This window comes from Lentzea sp. NPDC051208, from assembly GCF_040682435.1.
GTDB lineage: Bacteria > Actinomycetota > Actinomycetes > Mycobacteriales > Pseudonocardiaceae > Lentzea > Lentzea kristufekii.
Genome location: NZ_JBFBAW010000004.1, coordinates 471481 through 492704, shown reverse-complemented (window position 1 = coordinate 492704; position 21224 = coordinate 471481). Strand labels below are relative to the sequence as shown.

Sequence of the window (21224 nt, the reverse complement as noted above, 5' to 3'; positions counted from 1 at the left end):
ACCCTCGCTGTCCGAAGTGGACGGCCTGCCCAGCTCAGCGAAAGGACCCACCGATGATCGTCGTCACCGGCGCCACCGGCCAGCTCGGCCGCCTCGTCGTGCAAGACCTGCTCACCCGTGTTCCCGCCGATCAGGTCATCGCGGCCGTCCGCTCACCCGAGAAGGCCGGCGACCTCGCCGAGCGCGGTGTCCAGGTCCGCGAGGCCGACTACGACCGCCCGGACACTCTCAAGACCGCGTTCGAGGGTGCCGACAAGGTGCTGCTGATCTCCGGCAGCGAGGTCGGCCGCCGCATCCCGCAGCACCAGGCCGTCATCGACGCCGCCACGGACGCCGGAGTCTCCTTCCTGGCCTACACCAGCGTCCTGCACGCCGACACCTCCACGCTGCCCGTCGCCCCCGAGCACAAGGTCACCGAGGAAGCGATCAAGGCCAGCGGCCTGACCTACAGCCTGCTGCGCAACGGCTGGTACAACGAGAACTACATCCCGGCTGCCCAGCAGGCCGCCGCGACCGGGGCCATCATCAGCAGCACTCACGACGGCCGCGTCGCCGCGGCCTCTCGCGCCGACTACGCCGCCGCGGCGGCCGTGGTGCTCACCGAAGACGGCCACGCCGACAGCGTCTACGAACTGACCGGCGACACCGCCTGGTCCATGGACGACCTCGCCGCCGACGTGACCGCGCTCGCCGCCACCCCCGTCACCCACCAGGACCTGTCCACCGAGGCCCACACCGCGGCGCTGACCGAAGCCGGTCTGCCCGAGACGGTCGTGCAGATGCTGGTGTCGATCGACTCGAGCATCGCCGACGGCCAGCTGGCCCGCACCACCGGCGACCTGGCCCGGCTCATCGGCCGCCCCACCACCGCACTGCGCACGACCCTCGCCGACGCCCTCGGCAACTGAACAACCGCACCACCGCCCACCCCCGAACGAAACAGCGACCCGTCACCCCAGGAGCGTCACATGTCCACCCAGTCGTCCTCGGCCACCTCCTCAGCGCCTGCCGTGCGGTCGAAGCCCGGCCGGGCTGCCGTCGCCGGGCTGCTGCTCGCCGGCATCGTGGTCGCGAGCATCGCCAACGCGCTGATCGCCTTCGCCGCCCGCGCCGCCGGCGCCTCCAGCGAGTTCCAGCCTCTGCAGCCCGGAGCGTTCATCACGTTCACCGTCCTGGGCCTCCTCGTGGGCGCGGCGGGCTGGGCGGTGATCCGCCGCCGGGCCACCGACCCGCGCGCCGTGCTGTCCTGGCTGGTTCCCGTCGTGCTGGTCGTGTCCTTCGTGCCCGACCTGCTCATGTTCGTCAGCGACTACACCCCGCACGCCGACACCGCCGGGATCATCGGGCTGCTGGTCATGCACGTGGCCGTCGCCGCGGTGGCCGTCGCCACCTACCTGCGCGCCCTGCCCCTGCACACCACGGCCCGAAGCTGATCCCATGAACGCAACAGCCGCAGCCGGAGTTGAACCGTCAAATTATCCTGCGGGAATGAGCACCGACGAGCCCCGCTGGCTGGACGACGAGGAACAACAGACCTGGCTCGCCATGATCAGCATGACGGTCAGCCTCCCCGCCGCTCTGGACGCCCAACTGCAGCGCGACGCCGGCATCTCCCACTTCGAATACCAAGTCCTCGCCGGTCTGTCCATGTCACCCGAGCGCACCCTGCGGATGAGCGACCTGGCCGGCTTCGCCGAAGCATCCCTGTCCCGCCTCTCCCACACCGCCAAGCGCCTGGAAGGCAAGGGCTGGCTCACCCGCACCCCCGACCCCGCGGACGGCCGGTTCACCCTCGCCACCCTGACCGACGACGGCTGGGACAAGGTCGTGGCCACCGCACCAGGCCACGTCGCGGAGGTGCGCCGCCTGCTCATCGACCCCCTGACCAAAACGCAGGCCCGGCACCTGCGCGAGATCAGCCGCCGGGTCAACGACGCCATCAACCCCCAGCGCACCTGCCCACCGATGCTCGGCACCTGACCGGCAGCAATGCCGACTCCGCCCCCGATGCGCCGGGCGATCTCGCCAAAATGCCGCTGCCGAGTCACGGTGAGAAGATCGAAAAATGGCAGCTCACGGCGTCGCGATGGCCGTCTGCGAGATCGGGCTGGGCGCACTCGGGCCATGCTCCTCGAGCCGCTCACGACCTGATCGTGGCGCCACTGGCCGCTCTCGGCCTGATTCTGGCGCCAGTCAGCACCGCGATCACCCGCGCCCGGAACGGGACTCCCATGTCCGGCGCAGATGTGGTTCTGCTCGTCGTGGCGTGGGCCGCTTCCGGCCACTACACCTCCACCAACTGACTTCCGCGATCCACCCTCACGGAAAGGCATGTTCACCATGCGCGCAGTCCGCTTCCACCAGTACGGCGACCCGAACGTCCTCACCGTCGAAGACACCCCCGAACCCCACGCCGGACCAGGACAGATCCGGATCAAGGTCCAGGCCACGAGCGTGAACCCGATCGACTGGAAGACCCGCGCCGGCTACCTGGCCGAGATGATGCCGACCACCTTCCCCGCGATCCCCGGCAGCGACGCGACCGGTGTCGTCGACGAGATCGGTGAAGGCGTCGATGGCGTCAAGGCCGGCGACCGCGTGTTCGGCCTGGCACAGGGCACGGCCGCCGAGTACGCGGTCCTCGCCGCCTGGGCGCCCGCACCCGATGCCTGGACAGTGGAGCAGGCCGCCGCGGCAGGCCTGGTCTCCACCACTGCCATCGGGGGTCTCGACGCCCTCGGTGACATCTCCGGCAAGACCGTGCTCATCGAGGGCGCCGCCGGCGGCGTCGGTTCCACCGCCGTGCAGATCGCCGTCGCCCGAGGCGCCACGGTGATCGGCACCGCGAGCGAGGCCAACCACGAATTCCTGCGCGACCTGGGCGCCACCCCCGTCACCTACGGCGAGGGCCTGGCCGAGCGGGTCACCGCAGTCGCCCCGGACGGCGTCGACGCCGCACTGGACACAGCAGGCTCCGGATCGCTGGCCGACATCGTCGCCCTCGTCGGTGACTCCTCGCGCGTCGCCACAGTGGCCGACTTCGGTGCCGGCGCCCTGGGCGTCACGCTCGTCGCGGGCAACGCCAACGCCACCGCGAACCTCGCCGCTGCATCCCGCCTCGGGGCGACCGGCGCCTACACCCCACGCGTGCAGGCCACCTACCCGCTGGAAAAGGCCACCGACGCACACGCACACGTCCAGGGCGGCCACACCCAGGGCAAGGTCATCATCACCCTCTGACCGCACACCACACTCCTGGCCCGAGCACTCGCCCGGGCCAGCAACATCCGTTCGTGACCGGTCCCCTCCACACCCGATCCGGGCGCGCTGGCGGTATCACCTGTTCGCCGGCCAGCCACAAGGCAACAGCTTCCGGATCCAGCACTCGTCGAGGACTCCCTGGAGCCGCCGGAACGCTCACGAACTGGTGAGACTCCGTGCTGCGTCGTGCGACGGCAGCGTCTGTTCCAGCAACAGTGCTTGCACGCCAGCGCTCGTGCTGAGCTGACTTCACTGCTCGCTCGGCGCTTTCGCCGGGCAGCGACCGTCGTCGATCTTGCGCAGGACCTTCTCCCCCGCCTTGACGAGTGTGGCGAGCTCGCTTGCCGTCAGGTCGTCGATGAGCAGGCGTCGTACCCCGGCGACATGTCGGTCATCTACATGGACCGGTCCGGGGTCGGCCGTCGAGCGCCGCCGGGAACTTCGTCATCATCGCGGCGAACGACGGCCACACATCACGCTCCTCTGATGTGAGCCACTTCACGCGCCCTTGTGCCAGGCAACGAGAAACAAACGCAGTCACTTGACGGTTCAAGTGAGCATCGCGCTTAATTGAAGCTTCAAGTTACTTTGAGGAGCACCACCATGAACGACATCTTCAACCCGGCCCGACCGGCCGGCGCCTACGACGACCTCCTCGCCGAGGTGCTGCCCCTGGCCCGCGAGCGACGCGACTGGCAACCCTCCGACGGGCCACTCCCCTCGCTCTTCGTGAGCCACGGAGCGCCCCCGACCCTCGACGACCCCGAGTGGCTGCGCGACCTGTTCGACTGGGGCCAGACCCTGCCCAGGCCGCGCGGCATCGTGATGGTCTCCGCGCACTGGGAGAACGCCCCCCTCGCCATCTCCGCCACCACCGCCGGGACGCCCCTGTACTACGACTTCGGTGGCTTCCACCCGCGTTACTACACGCTGCAGTACGCGACCCCCGACGCCACCGAGCTCGGCAATCGCGTCGTGGGCGCACTCGCTGACGGCACCCCCATGCACCAGTACGCCGACCGCGGACTCGACCACGGCGCCTTCATCCCGCTGATGGCGATGTTCCCCGCAGCCGACGTCCCGGTCGTCCAGGTCAGCATGCCCAGCCTCGACCCCGAAGCGCTGCTCAAGCTCGGACTGCGGCTTCGCGGCCTGCGCGAGGAGGGCTATCTCGTCGTCGGCTCCGGTTTCATGACCCACAGCTTCGCCGTCATGCGGAGCCCCGACCTGGTCACCCACAACCGCGAGTTCGACGCCTGGGTCAGCGAGACCGTGAGCCGCGGCGACGTCGACGCCCTCATGGACTACGAGCGCAAGGGACCCGGCGCCCGGATCGCCCACCCGACCGCCGACCACTTCGTGCCCCTGCTGCTGGCCGTGGGCGCAGGCAACGAGCCCGGCACCGGCATCACCACTCCCATCGAGCGCATCACGATGGGCAACTCCATCCGCTCACTGCAGTTCGCCTGAACTCCGCACACCGGAGACAGCGACACCCGTGACCATCGCAGTGTTCGGAGCCACAGGCCACTCGCCGGAGGTCACCGACACCGCGACCGACCCGCCGGTGCTCGGAAGTTCCCGCATCGACGACACTCGCGGGCCGCGGCAGGCTGCTCATCACGGCACTGGCCTTTGACTGGGGATACACCACCGAACCCGCTGGCAAGGTCGTGTGAACGGAGCTGGACCACGGGCGCCATCGGCCCCTGAGCGGCAGGGTCCCCCACCGCTGGCCAGGGACTGAACTGTGGCCCGCGGTTGCAGGGCAGGGCCGCGGCCGAAGTTCGAGCCGATCGGGTAGAGCGAGAAGTCGCGGTTGCGGCAACTAGTTCGCCCAGCTGCTGATGTCACCGGAATCGCGCTGGAGTTGGCGCATCAATGACATCACACGCGAGATAGAACCGGTTACTGCAATGCCGCGTCGTTGCGGCGCGAACCGATCGCCTGGTCGTATGCCTGGACCAAGTCTCTGGCGACGCGACCCCACGAGTACCGCACGCACGCCCGGTCGCGGGCGCTCATGCCGAGCAGGTCCTGTTTCGTCGAGTCAGCCACCAGCGCGCGCAGCGTGCGGAAAAACCCAGCCACGCTGCCCTGCGGCACGTGCAGACCAGTGATGCCGTGCACCACCATGTCACTCGGACCGTCAGGTACGAGCGCGATGACCGGGACACCGCACGACATCGCCTGCAACGTCAGAGCTTCTTGCTCAGCAGATGAGCCCGCGCACACCGCGACATCAGCAGACCGCAGAAGTGCCGCACGATCCTGCTCCGACAACAACCGAGCAGTGCCGCCTATGGTCGCGAACTCGGTGTTCGGAACCACGCTGGAGACGTCAACGTCGTTGAACGACAACGGTTTACCCAGCCACACCACGCGGTGTGGCAGCGAGCGGGACCTACCCGAACTGTCCGGCTGGAACAGTTCGGTGTCCACACCCGGCGGAACCACGTACACCTGCGCCCTCCGCGCACCGGCTCTGATCAACGCAGCGGCTCGGCGCTCGCTGGTGACGACGATCCGGCTTGCAGCACGGCAAAGCGCTCGCTCAACCGAACGAGACTGAACGGTCTTCCCGTCCGGTTCGTCCACAGTCTGCACCAAGGGCACCTGGGCGTAGCGTGCACTCATCGCGCTCACCAGCCCGGATGCCCACGATTGCGCATGCACGACATCAGGCCTCTCCCGCTGCCACTGCGCGGCGAGCTTGTCCGCGAACGCCGCGGCGGTCGGGGGAAGGTGCGTGACCGCGAACCCGTTCATGGTCGTGTGCTCTGGCGCGGCGAGATCCAAGTTGCCCGTGTACACGGTCACCTCGTGCTGATGCCGGGAAAGTGCGCCGGCCAACGCGGCGACATGACCTCCACGCGAGCCGATGACGGCGTTCACAGGACTGGCGTCGAGAGAAACCATCGCAATCTTCACCGGAAAGGCTCCTTCGACGAGCACAGCGAACCGATCCGAGCTGCATCCTCAACCCGTTAGTGCGATTTGTTTACCCGTTGTTGCACGGAACTAAACCTTGAGCGCATCGAAGGGGAAGAAGCTCGGCATCCGCCACCCGACGGGTAGATTCGCGTAGGCGGGATCCGCGACCTCGAAATATTGACGGCGCCAGTGCAGATGCCGAAGTGACGGGCAATGCTGAGTGTGGTCCCTCGTGATGCACGGGACCTGCCTACGCATTGTCCATGCGTTGTTGCGCATTCATGCTGCGCTTTGCTGTATTGATGTTGCCGGTGCCCGGCACTGGGCTTAGCATCGGCGACCCGCGTGCGTGACCAACACTTTGCCGATGTGTGCGTCGTATCGACCTTGTCGAGCGCTTCGATGATGTGACCCGGCGCGGTGCTGCTAGTGAGCGCCTTCTGTGCAATCAGGTCTCGCACGTGGTTGTGCATCCTGGCGACAGCTCATCGGTTGGACTTGCAACGCGGATCTTCCAGCGGAGACTCGGAGGTCTCGTCGAACAGCCGCTGGTCTCCTGCGGTGCTCATCGTGACGACCTTTCCGCAGCACGCGTCATGACCGACCCTCCTCTTGCGTGAAGCGAAGTGTGCGCGAGACGACCTGATGAGCGACTTCGGCCAGCGGCAGGTCATGGGTGAAGGCATACCCGCGCAACCGCATCAACGCCGTCTCGGCGTTCACCGCGAGCTGCACCTGCACCATGCCTGTGGCCTGGTGCACCTCGACGTGTGGGTCGAGCAGCCAGCTCACATCAGCGGTGTCGCGTCCGGCGAGTTCGTCGGCGATGCCTTGTGTGGCCATGTCGGTCAGGATCTGCGCGTCGCTCATCTCGTTGCGCGACAGCGGACCGGGCACATCGCGGTGGAACTCCAGCGACCCCAACCGCATCACACCGATCTGCAACGGGAACGAGAACACCGCCTCGACGCCCAGCGCCAACGCGCCAGGGGTGAACGCGGGCCAGTGCGCACCTTCGGCGGTCAGATCGGCCACCAGCACTGGCCCACCGGAAGCGAACGCGTCCAGGCACGGTCCTTCACCGACGGTGAGTTGGAGGTCTTCCAGCGCGGCGCTGGTCGGGTTCGTCGCGTGGACCAAGCCCCGACTCGGGTGGGTCGCGCCGTCGGAACCGTTGTGGAGGTGGCTGAGCACGGTGGCACCGGCGCCGGTGACCGACAGTTCCATCACACATCGCGCGCAGACGAGCGCCACGATGGAGCCCGAGTCACGACACCGATCGGCAATGAGCAGCTGGTGGAGCCGAGCACGCCGGTTCTGCTCCACGACACCCTCCGCGCTCGGCTCGCTACCACCAGATCAACCCTAGCGCGCTCACGACCAGCCGACGGCACCTGCGCAGGTCGGCAGAGGGGTACGGGCGTGCTCCGCCCGATCGTCACTTGAGCGGTGTATGCAGGCCACGCAACCAGGGCTCCACCGCTGTGGTCAAGGCTGCGGCATGGTTCCCCGGCGCTGAGCACCAGCCCTGGTTCGCCCCAGGGCATCGGGAGCGTGCTCGCGTGACACTTCGACGTTGAACGGGTGAGAATCAGGCGGTGTTGACCTCCGCGGCTGCTGCGCTTCGGCTACCTGAGGTGACCCGGTCCTATCGGGTCTTGGGGAGTTCGCCGCTGCGCACCAGGTATTCGGCCACCTCGACCAGTTTCGTGTTGGTGTGCTGGCTGGCCCGCGTGAGCACGGCGAAGGCTTGATTTCCGTTGATCTTGTGCCGTTCCATGAGGATGCCCTTGGCCTGACCGATCAGATCACGGGTACCTACCGCCCGCGACATTTGCGCCATCTTCTGCGCGTCGGCCATCGCCACCGCGGCGTGCGTGGCGAACAACAGCCCCACCTGCTCAGACTCCTCGGTGAAGGCATCGGCGTCTCGGGAGTACAGATTCAGGGCACCCAGGTCGTCACCGGTGACGTAGAGCTGGAACGACAACATGCTGCCCACACCCAGTTCGACGGCACGAGCGGCGAAACGCGGCCAGCGCTGCTCCGCGGCCATGTCCGGCAGCCGCGCAGTGCGGTGCTCATACAGCGCGTCGACGCACGGCCCCTCGTGGAAGTCGACCTGCGCCTGATCCACCTTGAAGACCAGATCGTCGGAGCCGGCGGGCGTGCTCATCGTCTTGCGGCCCTCGACCACTGACACCCCGGCGTACTGCGCACCCGGCACCGTGCCGACAGCCGCGTACACAATCCCGCGCAGCGTGTCCTCCACGCTGTCCTGCCCCTGCAGATAGCGTGCCAGGTCGCCCAACTGCAGCGCCAGGTCGTTCACCTCGTCGTATCCGACGGCATGACCGGACGACGTCTCCTGCCGATCCCAGCCGTCCGCGTCCTGCCCGTTGCCAGTCGTCATGCGGGAATCCACCCTGCCCAAGCTCGGCCGTCGGCGGTTTGTATCGCCTCGGGACGCTGACCAAAGCGCGCTACGCGGACCGAGCGCCGATCCGGGACCGCCATGCGCTGTGAAGCCTACCCGCCAGTTACCCCTGGACCTCGGCTACGACGCGCATAAACGCGCACTCGTACCCGCCCTGATGCGCGCTATCGGCTCGCCCGCTTCCAAGCCTCTCTCAGCCTTTGCGTCACCACCTCACCCGAAGGGATTCCGCACTGCCTGACAGTCGATCACCTACCCATCCCGGAACCATCCGCAGAGCACCCCAGCCGCTCCACTGGCCTCGAACCACCGGCCCCGCACGGCCGTCCACTGCCTCGTTGATCCTCAACTAATGGGCCGCAGCCCGAGTGGTTTCCACAAGAGCTCTCCGGTTGGGAACTTCCACCCGCAACTTCCACCTTCCTGGCTAGTTGAGGCAGTCCCGCAGTTACTTGCCTTCACAGGAACGCCGAGATGAGGACGGGTCCGAGCAACCCGTCCCCAGGCCGCTACTCAGGCACAGATAGGCCGAACGACGACTCCACCACCAGGCTGCCGCTATAAAACAGCTGGTCAGACCCGTTCCCATCCTTTGGTACTCCCGCCGAGGGCACCACAAGGATGGGAACAAGCCAGCCGCCAACTTCGGGCACGACTTCTACCTACCGCAGCGTGATGACCGAACGGCAGCGCCTCGTTCAGTCCGGAACCCGCACGACCCGACAGACGGCAGCGGTCCGGCCGCCGCCATCACGCACGCGCCAGCCCATGAACACGCGGTGCCCCGCCTGCATCGTGCGCAGCATGGTCGACATACCGGACGCCACCGCCGACACGTCAGCAGGCGAACCAAAGTCTTGTGGGCAACCACCCGACCGGATGACCGATTCTGGAGCAGCTACGTGACCCTATTTCGCCAGGTTCGGGGCCGTGCTCCAGTTTTGCTCCAGTTAGCGATACCACCGTCCACTTGGGACAGGAAAACAAGATCGCCCGCCGAACCTGTTACGCAGGTCAGCGGGCGATTCTCATGCTGTATCCAATTGTGGAGCTGAGGGGACTCGAACCCCTGACCCTCACACTGCCAGGTTGGTTCGCAGCGGTGCATCACCGGCGTTCATCAGCGGGCACCACCACTCCGCCCACCCAGATGGTGCACCACGCCGCGATATTGCGCCTTGTCTCCACGCCGCACACTGGGCAGCCCCCGCGCCACCTTCTACGCTGGCCTCGCGCCGCCTATCTGGCGCCCCGCTTGGCCCGCATGTTGCGGGCCGCCACGCGGGCGCCGGACATCCGCATCTGCGCGAACTGCTCGCTCACCCCGTACGTCTGGGCGACCTGTGCGTTGGTCATGTCGTCAAAGGCGGCCTGGATGGCACCTTTCCACGGCACGAGCAGCTCGCCGGACACGAACGTCGCCTGCTTTTCCCTGCCCGGGTCGAACCGGCGGCATCCCTTCTCGGTCAGCAGGACCTCGTCGAAGGGGTGCTCGAGTAGGAAGTGGCCGAGTTCGTGGGCGATGCTGGACCGCCGTCGGACGGGCGCGTGGGAGGTGTTCTCGATGATCAGCCGTCGCTGCCCGACCGGCACCAGGGCAGCCGACCAGGCGGATGTCCGCGTCGTGGTGAAGTGACGAACGGCGTGCTCGCAGTCCAGCAGTTCGTCGATCGCGTAGACGGGGATCCCGTGGGCCTCCGCCAGCCGGTACGGATCCAGTGGCTGGTCCCAGGTCAGGCCGAGTTCAGCCCGCTCCTCGTCGGCCACCTCCCGCATCTTCGCCTGGGTCCAGCGGCAGGTCATGTGTCAGCCCTTCTTCGCGGCCCGTTCCGTGGCGAACCTCCGCACCGCGGAGCCGATGAGGTCCTCGAGGTGCTCCACGTCTTCCTTCTTCAGATCACTTCGTGCCCGCAGCAGCGGCGCCAGCTCCGCAAGCAGTGGCGGCTCCTCGTCGGTCCTCGCGGGCCGGTCGTCCTCGTCCACCATGAACTTCTCGGCGGGTACTCCCAGCCACGTCACCATCGCGGCGAACGCGTTCACGTCGGGCTTCGCGTCCTCGTTCGCCAGCCGCGACATCGTCGAAGGGCTCACCCCGAGCTCCTTGGCCAGCTGCCGCCAGGACATGTCCTTGCTCTCCCGCGCGGCGTCCAACGCCGCGTGTAGGCGAGCCACGTCGACCGTCATTCGTGCCATGCACACCCCTCACTGGTCCGTGTCGCATTTCTACCACTGCTCGACAAGTCGAGCACTTGTGATACCGTTCGACATGAGTGTTCGACATGTCGAACACTGGAAGCAAGTCGGGACACTCGTCTGGAGCATCCCGGCTACTACGACAATCAGGAGGGGGACACCGATGTCCACCACCACCGAACACACGAATCGCGAGGCTGACGACCGTCCGGCCAAGTTCCAGGTCACCGTCAACAGGCAAGCGGTGACGCTCACCGAGCACCGGATGACCGGTCTCGAGATCAAGCAGGCCGCCAAGACCCAGGGAGCCGCGGTCGAAGTCGACTTCCAGCTCTCGGTGAAGCGGGGCCAGCGCTACGAGGTCGTCGGCGACGACGACACGATCGCTGTCCACAAGGGGCAGGAGTTCATCGCCGTCGCTCCCGACGACAACTCGTGACGGCCCTGACCCCGGCGGTCGCCGAGGCCGTCGCCGCCGTCCGCGCACACTTCGCCGATCACTCGGTCGAGGTCACCGCGGACGGCGCCGGCGGCGCGATCGTCGTCATCGACAACGTGGACTTCGGATCCAGGTACACGCCGCAGACCACCTGGCTCGGCTTCCAGATCGACGCCGCCTGCCCGCACAGCGACATCTACCCCTTCTACTGCGGCAGAGTCGCCCGCTCCGACGGCGGGGCACACGGCGAAGGCGTCCAGACCATGGAGTGGCGCAACCGTCCCGCCCTTCAGCTGTCTCGCAGATCGAACCACCGCAACGGCTTCGACAACGCCGTCCTCAAGGCAGAGAGGGTGATCACATGGTTCGCCACCAGGTAAATCCACCAGCCGAGGGCTGGGGCCTGACACTCCCCCCACGCCTCTGGGCCGAGCTCGAGCAGCACCTCTTCACAGACGGCGACGAGCACGGCGCAGTGATTTTCGCCGGCATCGCCAACGGACCGCGCGGACCCCGCCTTCTCGGCAGGGAGCTTCTCCTCGCGCGCGACGACCACGACTACGTGCCCGGCACCTACGGGTACCGGGCGTTGTCGCCCGAGTTCGTCCGCGACGCGGCGGTGCGCGCCGCCGACGAGCAGCTCGCCTACCTCGCGGTGCACAACCACTACGGAACGACCACCGTCGGGTTCTCCCCGGTAGACCTCGCCAGCCACGAACGCGGCTACCCCGCATTGCGACAGATCACGGGCCAGATCGTCGGCGCCGTCGTCTTCACCCCACAGGCGGCCGCCGGAGACCTCTGGCCGCCCGATGGCGAGCGGGTGGAGCTGGCTGAGGTCGTCATTCCAGACAACAACGTCATCCGACTGCGGCCGCGTCCTGCTCCGGCCGCAGCTGCGGACCACGGCCACGACCGACAAGCCCGGCTCTTCGGCGACCAAGGACAGCAAACCCTTCGACGCCTTCAAGTCGCTGTTGTAGGACTGGGCGGCGTCGGCAGCATGGCCGTCGAATTCCTGGCCCGCCTAGGCGTCGGGCGCCTGGTCCTCATCGAGGACGACAAGGCTGAGGAGACCAACCTGCCCCGCCTCATCGCGGCCGAGCAGTCGGACGTGGGCAAACCGAAGACCGAACTGGCCGAACGCAACGCTCGCCGGGCAAACCCGAAAATCATGATCGACGTGATCCCGCAGCGCGTCGAGCACCCGGACGCGCGCCAGGCAGTCGCAGGTTGCGACTGGATCTTCCTCGCCGCCGACACCGACTCGGCGCGACACTGGGTCAACGAGGCCGTTCACCGCTACCTCATCCCGGCCACCCAGGCCGGCGTCAAGGTCCCCGTGAACACCGACGGCACCGTCGGCCAAATTCACGCGGTCACGCGTCTTCTCGTCCCAGGCAAGACATGCCTGTGGTGCGACGGCCTGATCAACCCGACCAACCTGGCCATCGACATGCACAACGCCGAGGAACGCCGGCTCGCTCGCTACGTCGACGAGGTGCCCGTTCCCAGCGTGATCGCCCTCAACTCGCTAGCGGTCGCCGAGGCCGTCAACCACTTCACGCTCGCCGTCACCGCGCTGCACGAGAACAGCACCGACACCGCAGCCTCGCTTCACCGCCCGAGGAGCCGCGAACGTGACCTCGTCGAGTCGCGCCAAGATCCGACATGTCCGGCTTGCGGCCCTGGCGGTCAACTCGGACGCGGAGACCACTGATCACGCCGACGACGGCCCCGACCTGGCGGGGTGGGGTGGGACCTACACGTCAGCTTCACCACTGACGCGGACGGCAGGTTCGAGACCGACACCATCCAGCACGCGCCGTACCAGATCCCAACCGACGGCTCGTGCAGGAATCCAGGCGTCGCAGCGGGCTGGCACATCTGGCGCGCGCCCGCACGTGCAGATTTCCGCGCCCGCTCAGTCACCTATGCCATCAGCATGGCCACGACGAGGGTGACGGCGAGCAGCAGCGTGCCGGTTACGGCCGACGCCGGCCTCAATCGGAAGTTCCTCACCGAACTCCAGCGTCCAGGCGTCCACAGGATTCAACTCGCAGACGTCGGAGAAGAACGCGACGACATCGAACCTCTCGAACGCTGTCCGCACGGCGGTCCTTCCTCGGACGACACAAGACCCCGCCCCTACTTCGAGCACATCCTGCGCGGCGTGCGCACCGAGATCCCAACTACTTCAGGCGCTAACACATCCCGGCGCATCGGGTGCCAGCGGGCACCATCGATGAGATCGCCAAACAGAGCCGATTAGATACGCCGCTACACATGCCGATCACGGCAGGAAGAACACCCGAACGGAGGGCACGATTCGCTTTAGCCAACGCGACCCCATTTCGCCCCGCGGAAACGGATTCTCCCAAAATCCTCCCAAACACCGGGTTACCGGCCAGTACAGACCACTGTGGACAGTCATCACAAGATCGAAAAGAGCGCATGAAAAAACCCGCTGACCTGGGCTTTCACCCAGAATCAGCGGGCTGATTCAGACCGTCGGGACGACAGGATTTGAACCTGCGACCCCTTGACCCCCAGGGTAGATCGGATGATGGATTAACCTGCGGAAACACGGAACCGCCAGGTCGTGGCGGTGCAGTTGGGTGCACTTGAGTGCAGCTAGATCCTATTGCCACACCTTGCCTTCTCCCAATTTACTCCCATCATCCTCCCACGGCCAGCCCATGCAGAGCGCGGCAGGCTTCGAACACGTGTGCGGAAATCAGGGGACCGGACGCATTGGTTCGCCAGCGCGATGGCGCGTCGCTCGCCTCCGCGCCCCACTGGCACCAGCTGTCCCGCTTGGGTGGCGAGTTCGCGCAGCCGCGACCAGTGCCACAGGTGCGGCACCGCCTTCGAGCACGGGTGTGGCGGCATGAGGTCCCCGATCTCCGCCCTCAGTGGAACCAGCAGCTCGCGTTCGAAGCCGCGGTAGAGGTCCTCGATGGCAGGTGTCACGGGTGGATGATCACCCGCGGTCACGGCCCGCAGCCGCACCGGCGTCTCAGCGACTGCTGCTGAGACTCAGCACTGCTCACGCTCTCCTTGCGCTTGTGCCCCAGCCGGGCCAGCCGCACCACCCGCGGCACCTCAACCACGATCAGCCACGTCTCGTGCGTGTGCCGCAGATCGTGGAAGTGCAACTCCTGGTTCAGCGGCCTCCACCCAGCTTCGGGTTGCCGGCCTTCGCGGGCAGCCGCGCCCGCCGCCGGGAGTTCGACCGCCGCCGCAACGCATCCCGAGCACTGGGGAACACGAACCGCGACTCCCAGTTCCGCTCGCGGTGGGCGACCGGCTCGTCGGCCAGGAACGGCGGCAGGTGCACTGTGCGCGCGCTGGAAGGAGTCTTGGGCGGCCCCAGCTCACCCCATCGCATCCCGGTGTGGGCCGTGATCGTCAGCACCCCGTCGTCCGGCTCCGTCCTGCTCTCCAGCCCGGCGCGCAGTGGTACCTCCACCCCGAGTTCCGTTCGCGGCCAAGCCGACCTGGGCGCGGTGCTCAGCTTCGGGACCGGCGCGCTGGGCAAGTTCGCCGTCGACGTGCAAACCCTGTTCCGCGAGGAGATCGCCGAGGACGAACGCCCAGCGGGCGCGTGGCACGCCGAGTGGCAGGTCCTACGAGAAGCCCTGCGCCTGACCGGCGACGGCGGCTTCACCGCCGTGGAACTGGCCGAGGGGCTGGAGGTCGACACCAACCGGATGCGAGCCGACGTCGAGTTCACCTGTGGTGCCATCGTGGCCGAGCGCCTGGCCGTCGCCCCTCGTGCTCGGCAAGGCCAGGTCGAAGTACTTGCTCACCAAGGCGTCCTTCACCGCGCTGGCCGAGGGCAGGACGCTCGGAGCGGTCCCGCGCGAGCTGCCGGAACTGGTCGACGTGGACCTGGACAACCTGCTGGACCCGGCCCGCTACCCCGGCGCGGCGGGCCCGCTCGTCGACCGCAGCTGCACCGGCTTCTGAAGGGAAGCCCGCCGCAACCCCGGAGTGGTGGCCCCGACCACCGCGACCGCGACCACGCACAGCAGCCCACCGCTCACCAGCGAAATGGGACCCGACGTCGCACCGGCTACCAGGCCGCCGCGCATGTTGCCCACGTCGGGTCCGGCCTGCGCGACGATCTGCTCGGCGGCGGCCACCCGTCCCAACATCGAGTCGGGCGTGTGCATCTGCACCAACGCCCCGCGCGACACCACGGAAACGGTGTCCGCCGCCCCCGCCAGCACCAGGAAACCCAACCCCACCCAGGGATTGGTGGACATCCCGAACAACGCCACCGACACGCCCCACCCCAGCGCCCCGGCGACCATCACCACCCCCGGTCGCGCGAGCCGGGTGAACGTGCCGGAGAAGACCGACGCCACCACGCCACCCACCGCGATGGCGGTGAGGAACAACCCGAACGTCCGCGGATCCTCGCCGAACCACTCCGCGTTCACCAGCGGGAAGACGCTGACCGGCATGGACAGCACCATCGCGGCAAGATCGGTCAACAACGCCCCGCGCACCACGGGTTCCCGAACCAGGTACGCCAACCCGTCCACGACACCACGAACCCCCGGCCGCGACAACTCCCCTTCCGGCACCATCGGCGGCAACCGGAAAGCCCCGTAGAACGCCACACCGAACGTCACCACGTCAACCAGGTAGCACCCACCAACCCCCACCCACGCCACCAGGACCCCACCGAGCGCGGGTCCGAGCAACATCGCCCCCTGGACCCCGATCCGGTTCAACGCCAACCCGGCCGCGAGCTGCTCCTTGGGCAACAACCGAGGGATGAACGTCCGCGACGCGGGCCCACCACCGGCGGCGAAACAGGCTTGGAGCGCAACCAGCGCCAACACCCCACCCACGGGCAGGTGCCCCACAAACCCCTGCACGGCGAGCAGAACACCGCAGAACGCCTGCCCGGCAACCGTGATCAGGTAAAAACGCCGCCGATCAACCCGATCCACCAACGACCCGGCGAACAACCCGAACACGATGATCGGCAACGCCGTCGCCAACCCCACAGCGCCGGTCCACACCGTGCTACCGGTCATGGACCAAACCTGGAACATCACCGCGACGAGCGTCATCTGACTGCCGATACCGGAGAACACCCGCCCGACGAACAACCGCAGAAAAACCGGAGCCTTCAACGGCGCAACATCGATCAACGCCCGCCCCAACAAAACAACACCCCTTCCGCTGTCAAGTACCGGGTTCGTTGGAGACTGGATCAGCCTGGTTTCCAGGCTTGCAGTGACCGGCTGGGTCGCCGCGGGACCACGCGATCCCGACGCGGCCGATCGGTGGACCTGGCTGCTGCCGGCCGCCCATACCCAACCGCGCTCGGCACGCGGCATGGTCGTGGACTTGCGTCATCCCTGGGGAGAAAACCGTTCTGCCACAACGACTCACCCCGGCACAGGTCCGACGGGATCTCCGTACATCCGCCGATGTCCGGCTCATGCGCCGGAACCCACCAGACCCGGACCGGGTCGATCACCAGGACGGCGCTATCAACAGCCTGCCACGCGCCACGACGTGCAGATCGACTCGTTCCAGGCATCCGGCGAGTCACTGCCTCATTGCGGCTGCCCGCCGACCGAGTGCGCTTCGGCACGGACAACGACGGCTACCAGTGGATCGTCGAGGAAGGCCGTCGCCGACCCGACCGATTGCGGGCGGTCGGGTCGGCGACGGCGTGGTCAGGCACCTCGCCGTCGCTTGGTCGCCGACAGCGAACCGGTCCTCGGCATTCTCACCGAGCTCGCGATCAAGCAGGGTGTTCGACACCCGCCGCGACGAACTCGGTCGGGCCTGCGCTCGCACAGTCAACCGACTGCACAAGCTGCTCACCGAGCCAGTTCCCAGCGGCACCGAAGTTCCTGTCAGGCACCCACACACGAGCCCTGCTCCCCTGGTGAACTCACGCGATGTCATGGGCCCGTACCCGACGGCAACCCGCCGGAGTTGATCGGGGACCTGGTGACGCTCAACCGTCAACGACCATGGACGCCGAGCAGTTGGCTGACGTGGTCAGAACAACAACGGCGTCTGCCCGTAACCATGCTCAGTCTGCTCTCGGGAAGGACGCAGCCGAGGCGCTCGAACGAGGACTCGCTTCAACCAGCGATCCGTTCCGTCATAGCGAGGCTGGAAAGCTACTCGACCGTGAACCAAAACGTCGTTGTCGACGACCAGCAGATCACCCGGTCGAAGGTTCACGCTGAAACTGCAGTCTTCGAAACTCTGGGCGAGTTTGTCGTAGGCATCGAGGAACGTCGGCTCCTCCTCAAGGAAGCGCGTGTAGAAAGGATCGTAGCGCACGCACAGTCCATCGGCTCGGGACCAGACGGTCGACATCCCGACATCGGACGCACCGTCGCGCCCGTCGATCCCGTAAGAATCGTCCGGATCGATAACCGCGAGCGGCTGTTGGAGGCACTCCAACTCGGTCGAACTGAGCGCGATGTCGCGAACTGACGCAAGTCGGGTGCCCACGGAATCAGGATTTCGCAGGCACGCGAGCAGTAGTACATCCGCCCGTTCTGAATGGAACGCGTCCTCCGTGTGCCAGGCCAGGGAGACCACGCTGCTGGCGCCGACCTGCAGTTCAGCGCTCTCCGGGCTGGGCAGGATGTTGTGCACCAGTCGACCATCCTGCTGCCCCGGCCACCCGAAGGGTCGCCCCAGAGCGGAGGCGACAAGGACGAGAGCCACATCATGGGCCGCAGCCTGCGTTGCTTCGACCTCGGACCAGCGCGGTGGCGTGCGCCCAGGATCGCCAAGCCCGCTCAAGAGGCCCGGCACCACCCGAAAGCCCCGATCCTCTGGGCGCAGTGAAACGATCTCCTTCACGGCCGCGCTCAGGCCCGGATCCAACTGCCATTCGGTCTTGGACATCACTGTCTGGCCGGACGCGCCGTCCGAAACCAACCGGCCGACAGCATCGCGGAACATTGACTGGAAATCGCCAGACAGCAAATCCGACTCAATTACGGACATTCTTGTTCCTTCACCTTCACGCAGGCAAACTGATCAACGCACAAGCGGTGCCGTGCAGCGCACATCACGCGGGGCCTACGGCTCCCGAAGAAAGAAAGCGCGGAATCTTCGACACATCGACATGCGGTAAAGAACCGACATGAACGACAGCACACTCAGGACTTGGGTCCCCAGCCGCCGTCCTCGCCTTGCACGCGGACGACGAGCAGTGGCTGGACGCCGGTCACGGGCCGTCCGCGCTTGAACTGAGCCGGTGCAGCGGCGCCGTCACGACCCCGGCTTCGATCGCCGTCACCTGCACGGCTGCTCCACCCGGACGGTGACCTTCTCGCGTATCCAGTCGATTCGAGCCCGGACCTCTTCCTCGTCGGAGCCGGCCACGACGTACTGCGCGATGCTGCCGCCGACCCGCCCGAGCGGTTGAACGCTATCGCCGACGTCGGCGAAGACCTGCCTGGAAAGCACCCATTCGGGTGGCACCATGGCGTCGTCCATGCCCTCGAACACCCCTGGGCGGGCGTAGAACATCACGTCGCCGATTGCCGGCGGGCCCGGCTGCCAGTCGGGGTCCGGCTTGCTCGGCTCACCCACGGCCATGTCGATCATGGACCCCATCAGGTTGTAACCGCTCAGCCGGTAGACCATCTCGTTGATCGTCCCGCCGCCGACGCGACAGGCGACCTCGTTGAAGACGAGCCCGTCCGGGCTGATGAACGCCTCCAGGTGCAGCACGGAGTCCCTCACCGAGAACGCTTCCAGCACCTGGCTGGTCAGTGCGTCGGCTGCCCGCTGGAGCGCGAGGTCGTCGATGGTGGCCGTAGCGGTCGGCTGGCCTGTGGTGTGCTCCAGCTGCGAGTTGACGTAGCGGAACACCGTCCGGTGCAGCACGCTCCCGTCGCGGACCAGGCAGTCGACGTGGAGCATCTCGCCTTCCACGAACTGTTCCACCTGGTGGTAGCGCAGCTGCGGCGGGAGCAGGTCGAGGTCGGCCGGGCTCGTCAGGACGTGCACGCCGACCGAGCCGGCACCGTCCCTCGGCTTCACCACGACCTTGCCGTAGCGGGCCAAGAACGGCGCCACGTCGGCGGGCGCGTCCACCGGGGCGTGCGGGGCGCAACGCAGCCCACCGGCCCGCGCGACCTGCTTCATGAGGTCCTTGTCGCGGAACGGCGCCACCCAGCTGGTGTGCGGGCCCGGCAAGCCGTGCTCGGTGCGGAACTGGGCCACCGGCAGCTGGAGGTTCTCCGGAAAGACCACGACCGCGTCCAGGCCCAGCCCCGCGTGCAGGGCTGTGAGCACCCCGATCAGGGTCGGCTCGGAGTTGATCGGGAAGCCGAGCACCGCGGACCAGTCGCTCAGCCGGCACTTCGACACCTTGTCGAGGTCGGTGAGCAACACCGCGTCGGTGCCGGATCGGTGCAGCCAGGCGTCACCGTTGGCCCGTGCGAACCGGTCCGCCCCTCCTCGGTCGATGATCGCTATGCGCATGCCCCTGCCTTTCGTGTCCGGTCGTACATGTGCTGCCGCTCGTCGGCGACAGCGGCGCCGTCATGGCGCGGCCATCAGGCTGAGCAGGACTTGGTCGAGCTCTACTGGTGCAGGCGCGGTAACGGCACCATCGAATGCGCGCCGAACGGACGCCAGGTCCTGTCCGTCTGCTCATGCGCGGTTTCTGATTCGGAGGTTGTGGCCGAGCCTGGACCAGGTGGTCTTCTGCTGAGCCGGGACATGGCGCTTGTCGTGCTCGTCGTTCAGATGCGGCTCTGAGCCTTCTCGATCCGCGCCAATGCTTCCTCCAGTTCCTCCTCGGACGCCGCGAACGACAGCCGCAGGTGGCCCTGTCCCCCAGGACCGAATGCGGAACCGGGCGTCGTCACCACACCTGCCTCGCGCAGCAGCCAGTCCGCGAACTCGGCCGCGTCCGGCAGGTGGGTCGCACGGATGTCCGGGAACGCGTAGAACGAGCCTTCCGGCGCGGCACAGGTGATTCCCGGCAACGCGTTGAGCCCGCGCACCAGGAGGTCACGTCGCCGGGTGTACGCGGCCAGCATGGCGACGACGGCCCCGGTGCCTCCGGTCAGTGCGGCCTGGCCCGCGATCTGGGCGAAGGTCGCGGCGCAACTCACGCTGTGCTCGTGCACCTTGAGGGTGGCGGAGATCAGGTCTTCCGGTCCGGCCAGGTAGCCGAGACGCCACCCCGTCATGGCGTAGCCCTTGGAGAAGCCGTTGACGGTGAGCGTGTTCTCGGGCAGATGAGCGGCCGGGCTGAGGTGCGAGCGGCCATCGTAGCGCAGGTGTTCGTAGATCTCGTCGGAGATGACGATGAGATCGTGGGCTCGTGCCACGGACACCACCGCCTCCAGTTCGGCTGGGTCGAGCACCCGGCCGGTGGGGTTGTTGGGGCTGTTGACCAGCAGCACGCGGGTGTTCGGGGTGATCGCCGCTGCCAAGTCGTCACGGGAGATGCGAAAGCCCGAGGACGGGTCCAGCGGCAGGGGCACCGGTGTCGCGCCCGCCAGCGACACCATGGCCGCGTAGCTGACCCAGCCCGGAGACGGGATCACGACCTCGTCACCGGGGTCGAGTAACGCGGTCAGCGCCGCGTAGAGGGCGTGCTTGGCCGATGGGGTGATGATCACCCCATCAGCCGGGTTGACCAGGATGCCGTTGTCCTTCGCCAACTTCGCCGCCACCGCCGCGCGCAGTCCGGGCAACCCGCGGCTGGGCGAGTAGTGGGTCTGGCCCGAGCGCAACGCGTGGATCGCCGCTTCCGTGATCCCGGACGGGGTGGTGAAGTCGGGCTCGCCCCTGGACAGGTCCACCAGGGACGCACCAGACGCCCGCAGGTGCTGCACCGTCTCCAGCATGGCCACGGTCGCCGACCGCTCGACGCCCGCCACCCTTCGCGCCGCACGCTTGGTCATCGCCATCTCCTCGTTCTGCTTCGGCATCCGG

Annotated in this window: 20 protein-coding genes and 2 pseudogenes; 10 read left to right on the top strand and 12 right to left on the bottom strand. The window is 67.3% G+C overall.

The genetic code is table 11. From position 1 onward, the window contains the following. Nucleotides 1-53 precede the first annotated feature (53 nt). From AB0M48_RS12525 to AB0M48_RS12505, 5 genes are all read left to right on the top strand, one after another. Entirely contained in the window at nucleotides 54-908 is an 855-nt protein-coding gene (locus AB0M48_RS12525; RefSeq protein WP_363839745.1) for an SDR family oxidoreductase, read from the top strand. 60 nt (nucleotides 909-968) lie between these two features. Continuing rightward, nucleotides 969-1433: a DUF6069 family protein gene (locus AB0M48_RS12520; RefSeq protein WP_363839742.1), complete on the top strand. Its 465-nt coding sequence runs from the start codon at nucleotides 969-971 to the stop codon at nucleotides 1431-1433. Nucleotides 1434-1488: 55 nt separating this feature from the next. Beyond that, nucleotides 1489-1980, top strand: coding sequence for a MarR family transcriptional regulator (locus AB0M48_RS12515; RefSeq protein ID WP_363839739.1), 492 nt, complete (start codon nucleotides 1489-1491; stop codon nucleotides 1978-1980). A gap of 360 nt (nucleotides 1981-2340) precedes the next feature. Further along, on the top strand, nucleotides 2341-3240 hold the full coding sequence (locus AB0M48_RS12510) for an NADP-dependent oxidoreductase (RefSeq protein WP_363839736.1): 900 nt from the start codon (nucleotides 2341-2343) through the stop codon (nucleotides 3238-3240). A 624-nt stretch (nucleotides 3241-3864) separates the two neighbouring features. Continuing rightward, the gene (locus AB0M48_RS12505) at nucleotides 3865-4731 is read left to right on the top strand and encodes a class III extradiol ring-cleavage dioxygenase (RefSeq protein WP_363839733.1); all 867 of its coding nucleotides are present in this window, start codon (nucleotides 3865-3867) and stop codon (nucleotides 4729-4731) included. A 438-nt stretch (nucleotides 4732-5169) separates the two neighbouring features. Here the strand turns inward: AB0M48_RS12505 and AB0M48_RS12500 are convergent, their stop codons facing one another. The 5 genes from AB0M48_RS12500 to AB0M48_RS12480 form a co-directional block, all read right to left on the bottom strand. Further along, on the bottom strand, nucleotides 5170-6192 hold the full coding sequence (locus AB0M48_RS12500) for a glycosyltransferase family 4 protein (RefSeq protein ID WP_363839730.1): 1023 nt from the start codon (nucleotides 6190-6192) through the stop codon (nucleotides 5170-5172). Between the two features lie 597 nt (nucleotides 6193-6789). Beyond that, nucleotides 6790-7422, bottom strand: coding sequence for a GAF and ANTAR domain-containing protein (locus tag AB0M48_RS12495; protein ID WP_363839727.1), 633 nt, complete (start codon nucleotides 7420-7422; stop codon nucleotides 6790-6792). Between the two features lie 421 nt (nucleotides 7423-7843). Continuing rightward, nucleotides 7844-8620, bottom strand: a complete 777-nt coding sequence (locus AB0M48_RS12490; protein WP_363839724.1) for a GAF and ANTAR domain-containing protein — start codon at nucleotides 8618-8620, stop codon at nucleotides 7844-7846. 1251 nt (nucleotides 8621-9871) lie between these two features. Then, nucleotides 9872-10435, bottom strand: coding sequence for an ImmA/IrrE family metallo-endopeptidase (locus AB0M48_RS12485; RefSeq protein WP_363839721.1), 564 nt, complete (start codon nucleotides 10433-10435; stop codon nucleotides 9872-9874). Nucleotides 10436-10438: 3 nt separating this feature from the next. After that, entirely contained in the window at nucleotides 10439-10825 is a 387-nt protein-coding gene (locus AB0M48_RS12480; protein ID WP_363839718.1) for a helix-turn-helix domain-containing protein, read from the bottom strand. 163 nt (nucleotides 10826-10988) lie between these two features. Between AB0M48_RS12480 and AB0M48_RS12475 the strand changes: the two genes are divergently transcribed. From AB0M48_RS12475 to AB0M48_RS12460, 4 genes and pseudogenes are all read left to right on the top strand, one after another. Continuing rightward, nucleotides 10989-11264, top strand: coding sequence for a multiubiquitin domain-containing protein (locus tag AB0M48_RS12475; protein WP_363839715.1), 276 nt, complete (start codon nucleotides 10989-10991; stop codon nucleotides 11262-11264). Next, nucleotides 11261-11644 (top strand): hypothetical protein, encoded by a 384-nt coding sequence (locus AB0M48_RS12470; protein WP_363839712.1) that lies wholly within the window; start codon nucleotides 11261-11263, stop codon nucleotides 11642-11644. Before AB0M48_RS12475 ends, AB0M48_RS12470 begins: the two co-directional genes overlap by 4 nt. 239 nt (nucleotides 11645-11883) lie before the next feature. Beyond that, nucleotides 11884-12984 (top strand): ThiF family adenylyltransferase, encoded by a 1101-nt coding sequence (locus AB0M48_RS12465; RefSeq protein ID WP_363839709.1) that lies wholly within the window; start codon nucleotides 11884-11886, stop codon nucleotides 12982-12984. Between the two features lie 30 nt (nucleotides 12985-13014). After that, nucleotides 13015-13167, top strand: a pseudogene (locus AB0M48_RS12460) (catechol 1,2-dioxygenase); the annotation flags it as partial. Nucleotides 13168-14021: 854 nt separating this feature from the next. Here AB0M48_RS12460 and AB0M48_RS12455 read toward each other — a convergent pair. The 3 genes and pseudogenes from AB0M48_RS12455 to AB0M48_RS12445 form a co-directional block, all read right to left on the bottom strand. Then, nucleotides 14022-14276: pseudogene (locus AB0M48_RS12455) on the bottom strand (cupin); the annotation flags it as partial. 154 nt (nucleotides 14277-14430) lie between these two features. After that, nucleotides 14431-14736, bottom strand: a complete 306-nt coding sequence (locus AB0M48_RS12450) for a hypothetical protein (protein WP_363839707.1) — start codon at nucleotides 14734-14736, stop codon at nucleotides 14431-14433. A 157-nt stretch (nucleotides 14737-14893) separates the two neighbouring features. Further along, a complete protein-coding gene (locus tag AB0M48_RS12445; protein WP_363839704.1) occupies nucleotides 14894-15076 on the bottom strand; it encodes a hypothetical protein in 183 nt (60 codons plus the stop codon). Between AB0M48_RS12445 and AB0M48_RS12440 the strand changes: the two genes are divergently transcribed. Then, nucleotides 15069-15236, top strand: a complete 168-nt coding sequence (locus AB0M48_RS12440) for a hypothetical protein (RefSeq protein ID WP_363839701.1) — start codon at nucleotides 15069-15071, stop codon at nucleotides 15234-15236. The genes AB0M48_RS12445 and AB0M48_RS12440 overlap by 8 nt on opposite strands. Here the strand turns inward: AB0M48_RS12440 and AB0M48_RS12435 are convergent. From AB0M48_RS12435 to AB0M48_RS12420, 4 genes are all read right to left on the bottom strand, one after another. Then, nucleotides 15185-16417, bottom strand: a complete 1233-nt coding sequence (locus tag AB0M48_RS12435) for an MFS transporter (protein ID WP_363839698.1) — start codon at nucleotides 16415-16417, stop codon at nucleotides 15185-15187. The two genes, AB0M48_RS12440 and AB0M48_RS12435, sit on opposite strands and share 52 nt — an antisense overlap. 883 nt (nucleotides 16418-17300) lie before the next feature. Beyond that, entirely contained in the window at nucleotides 17301-18269 is a 969-nt protein-coding gene (locus tag AB0M48_RS12430; protein WP_363839695.1) for a TauD/TfdA family dioxygenase, read from the bottom strand. Nucleotides 18270-18560: 291 nt separating this feature from the next. Next, on the bottom strand, nucleotides 18561-19757 hold the full coding sequence (locus AB0M48_RS12425) for a hypothetical protein (protein ID WP_363839692.1): 1197 nt from the start codon (nucleotides 19755-19757) through the stop codon (nucleotides 18561-18563). Nucleotides 19758-20020: 263 nt separating this feature from the next. Further along, nucleotides 20021-21193 carry a pyridoxal phosphate-dependent aminotransferase gene (locus AB0M48_RS12420; protein ID WP_363839689.1) on the bottom strand — a complete coding sequence of 391 codons (1173 nt, stop codon included), beginning with the start codon at nucleotides 21191-21193 and terminating at the stop codon, nucleotides 20021-20023. Nucleotides 21194-21224 lie beyond the last annotated feature (31 nt).

Coding starts and splice junctions, on each gene's coding strand:
- AB0M48_RS12510 (WP_363839736.1), top strand. CDS start 2,341: ATGCGCGCAGTCCGCTTCCACCAGTACGGCGACCCGAACGTCCTCACC.
- AB0M48_RS12505 (WP_363839733.1), top strand. CDS start 3,865: ATGAACGACATCTTCAACCCGGCCCGACCGGCCGGCGCCTACGACGAC.
- AB0M48_RS12515 (WP_363839739.1), top strand. CDS start 1,489: ATGAGCACCGACGAGCCCCGCTGGCTGGACGACGAGGAACAACAGACC.
- AB0M48_RS12430 (WP_363839695.1), bottom strand. CDS start 18,269: ATGTCCGTAATTGAGTCGGATTTGCTGTCTGGCGATTTCCAGTCAATG.
- AB0M48_RS12485 (WP_363839721.1), bottom strand. CDS start 10,435: ATGACCTGCCGCTGGACCCAGGCGAAGATGCGGGAGGTGGCCGACGAG.
- AB0M48_RS12495 (WP_363839727.1), bottom strand. CDS start 7,422: ATGGAACTGTCGGTCACCGGCGCCGGTGCCACCGTGCTCAGCCACCTC.
- AB0M48_RS12425 (WP_363839692.1), bottom strand. CDS start 19,757: ATGCGCATAGCGATCATCGACCGAGGAGGGGCGGACCGGTTCGCACGG.
- AB0M48_RS12520 (WP_363839742.1), top strand. CDS start 969: ATGTCCACCCAGTCGTCCTCGGCCACCTCCTCAGCGCCTGCCGTGCGG.
- AB0M48_RS12475 (WP_363839715.1), top strand. CDS start 10,989: ATGTCCACCACCACCGAACACACGAATCGCGAGGCTGACGACCGTCCG.
- AB0M48_RS12525 (WP_363839745.1), top strand. CDS start 54: ATGATCGTCGTCACCGGCGCCACCGGCCAGCTCGGCCGCCTCGTCGTG.
- AB0M48_RS12420 (WP_363839689.1), bottom strand. CDS start 21,193: ATGACCAAGCGTGCGGCGCGAAGGGTGGCGGGCGTCGAGCGGTCGGCG.
- AB0M48_RS12480 (WP_363839718.1), bottom strand. CDS start 10,825: ATGGCACGAATGACGGTCGACGTGGCTCGCCTACACGCGGCGTTGGAC.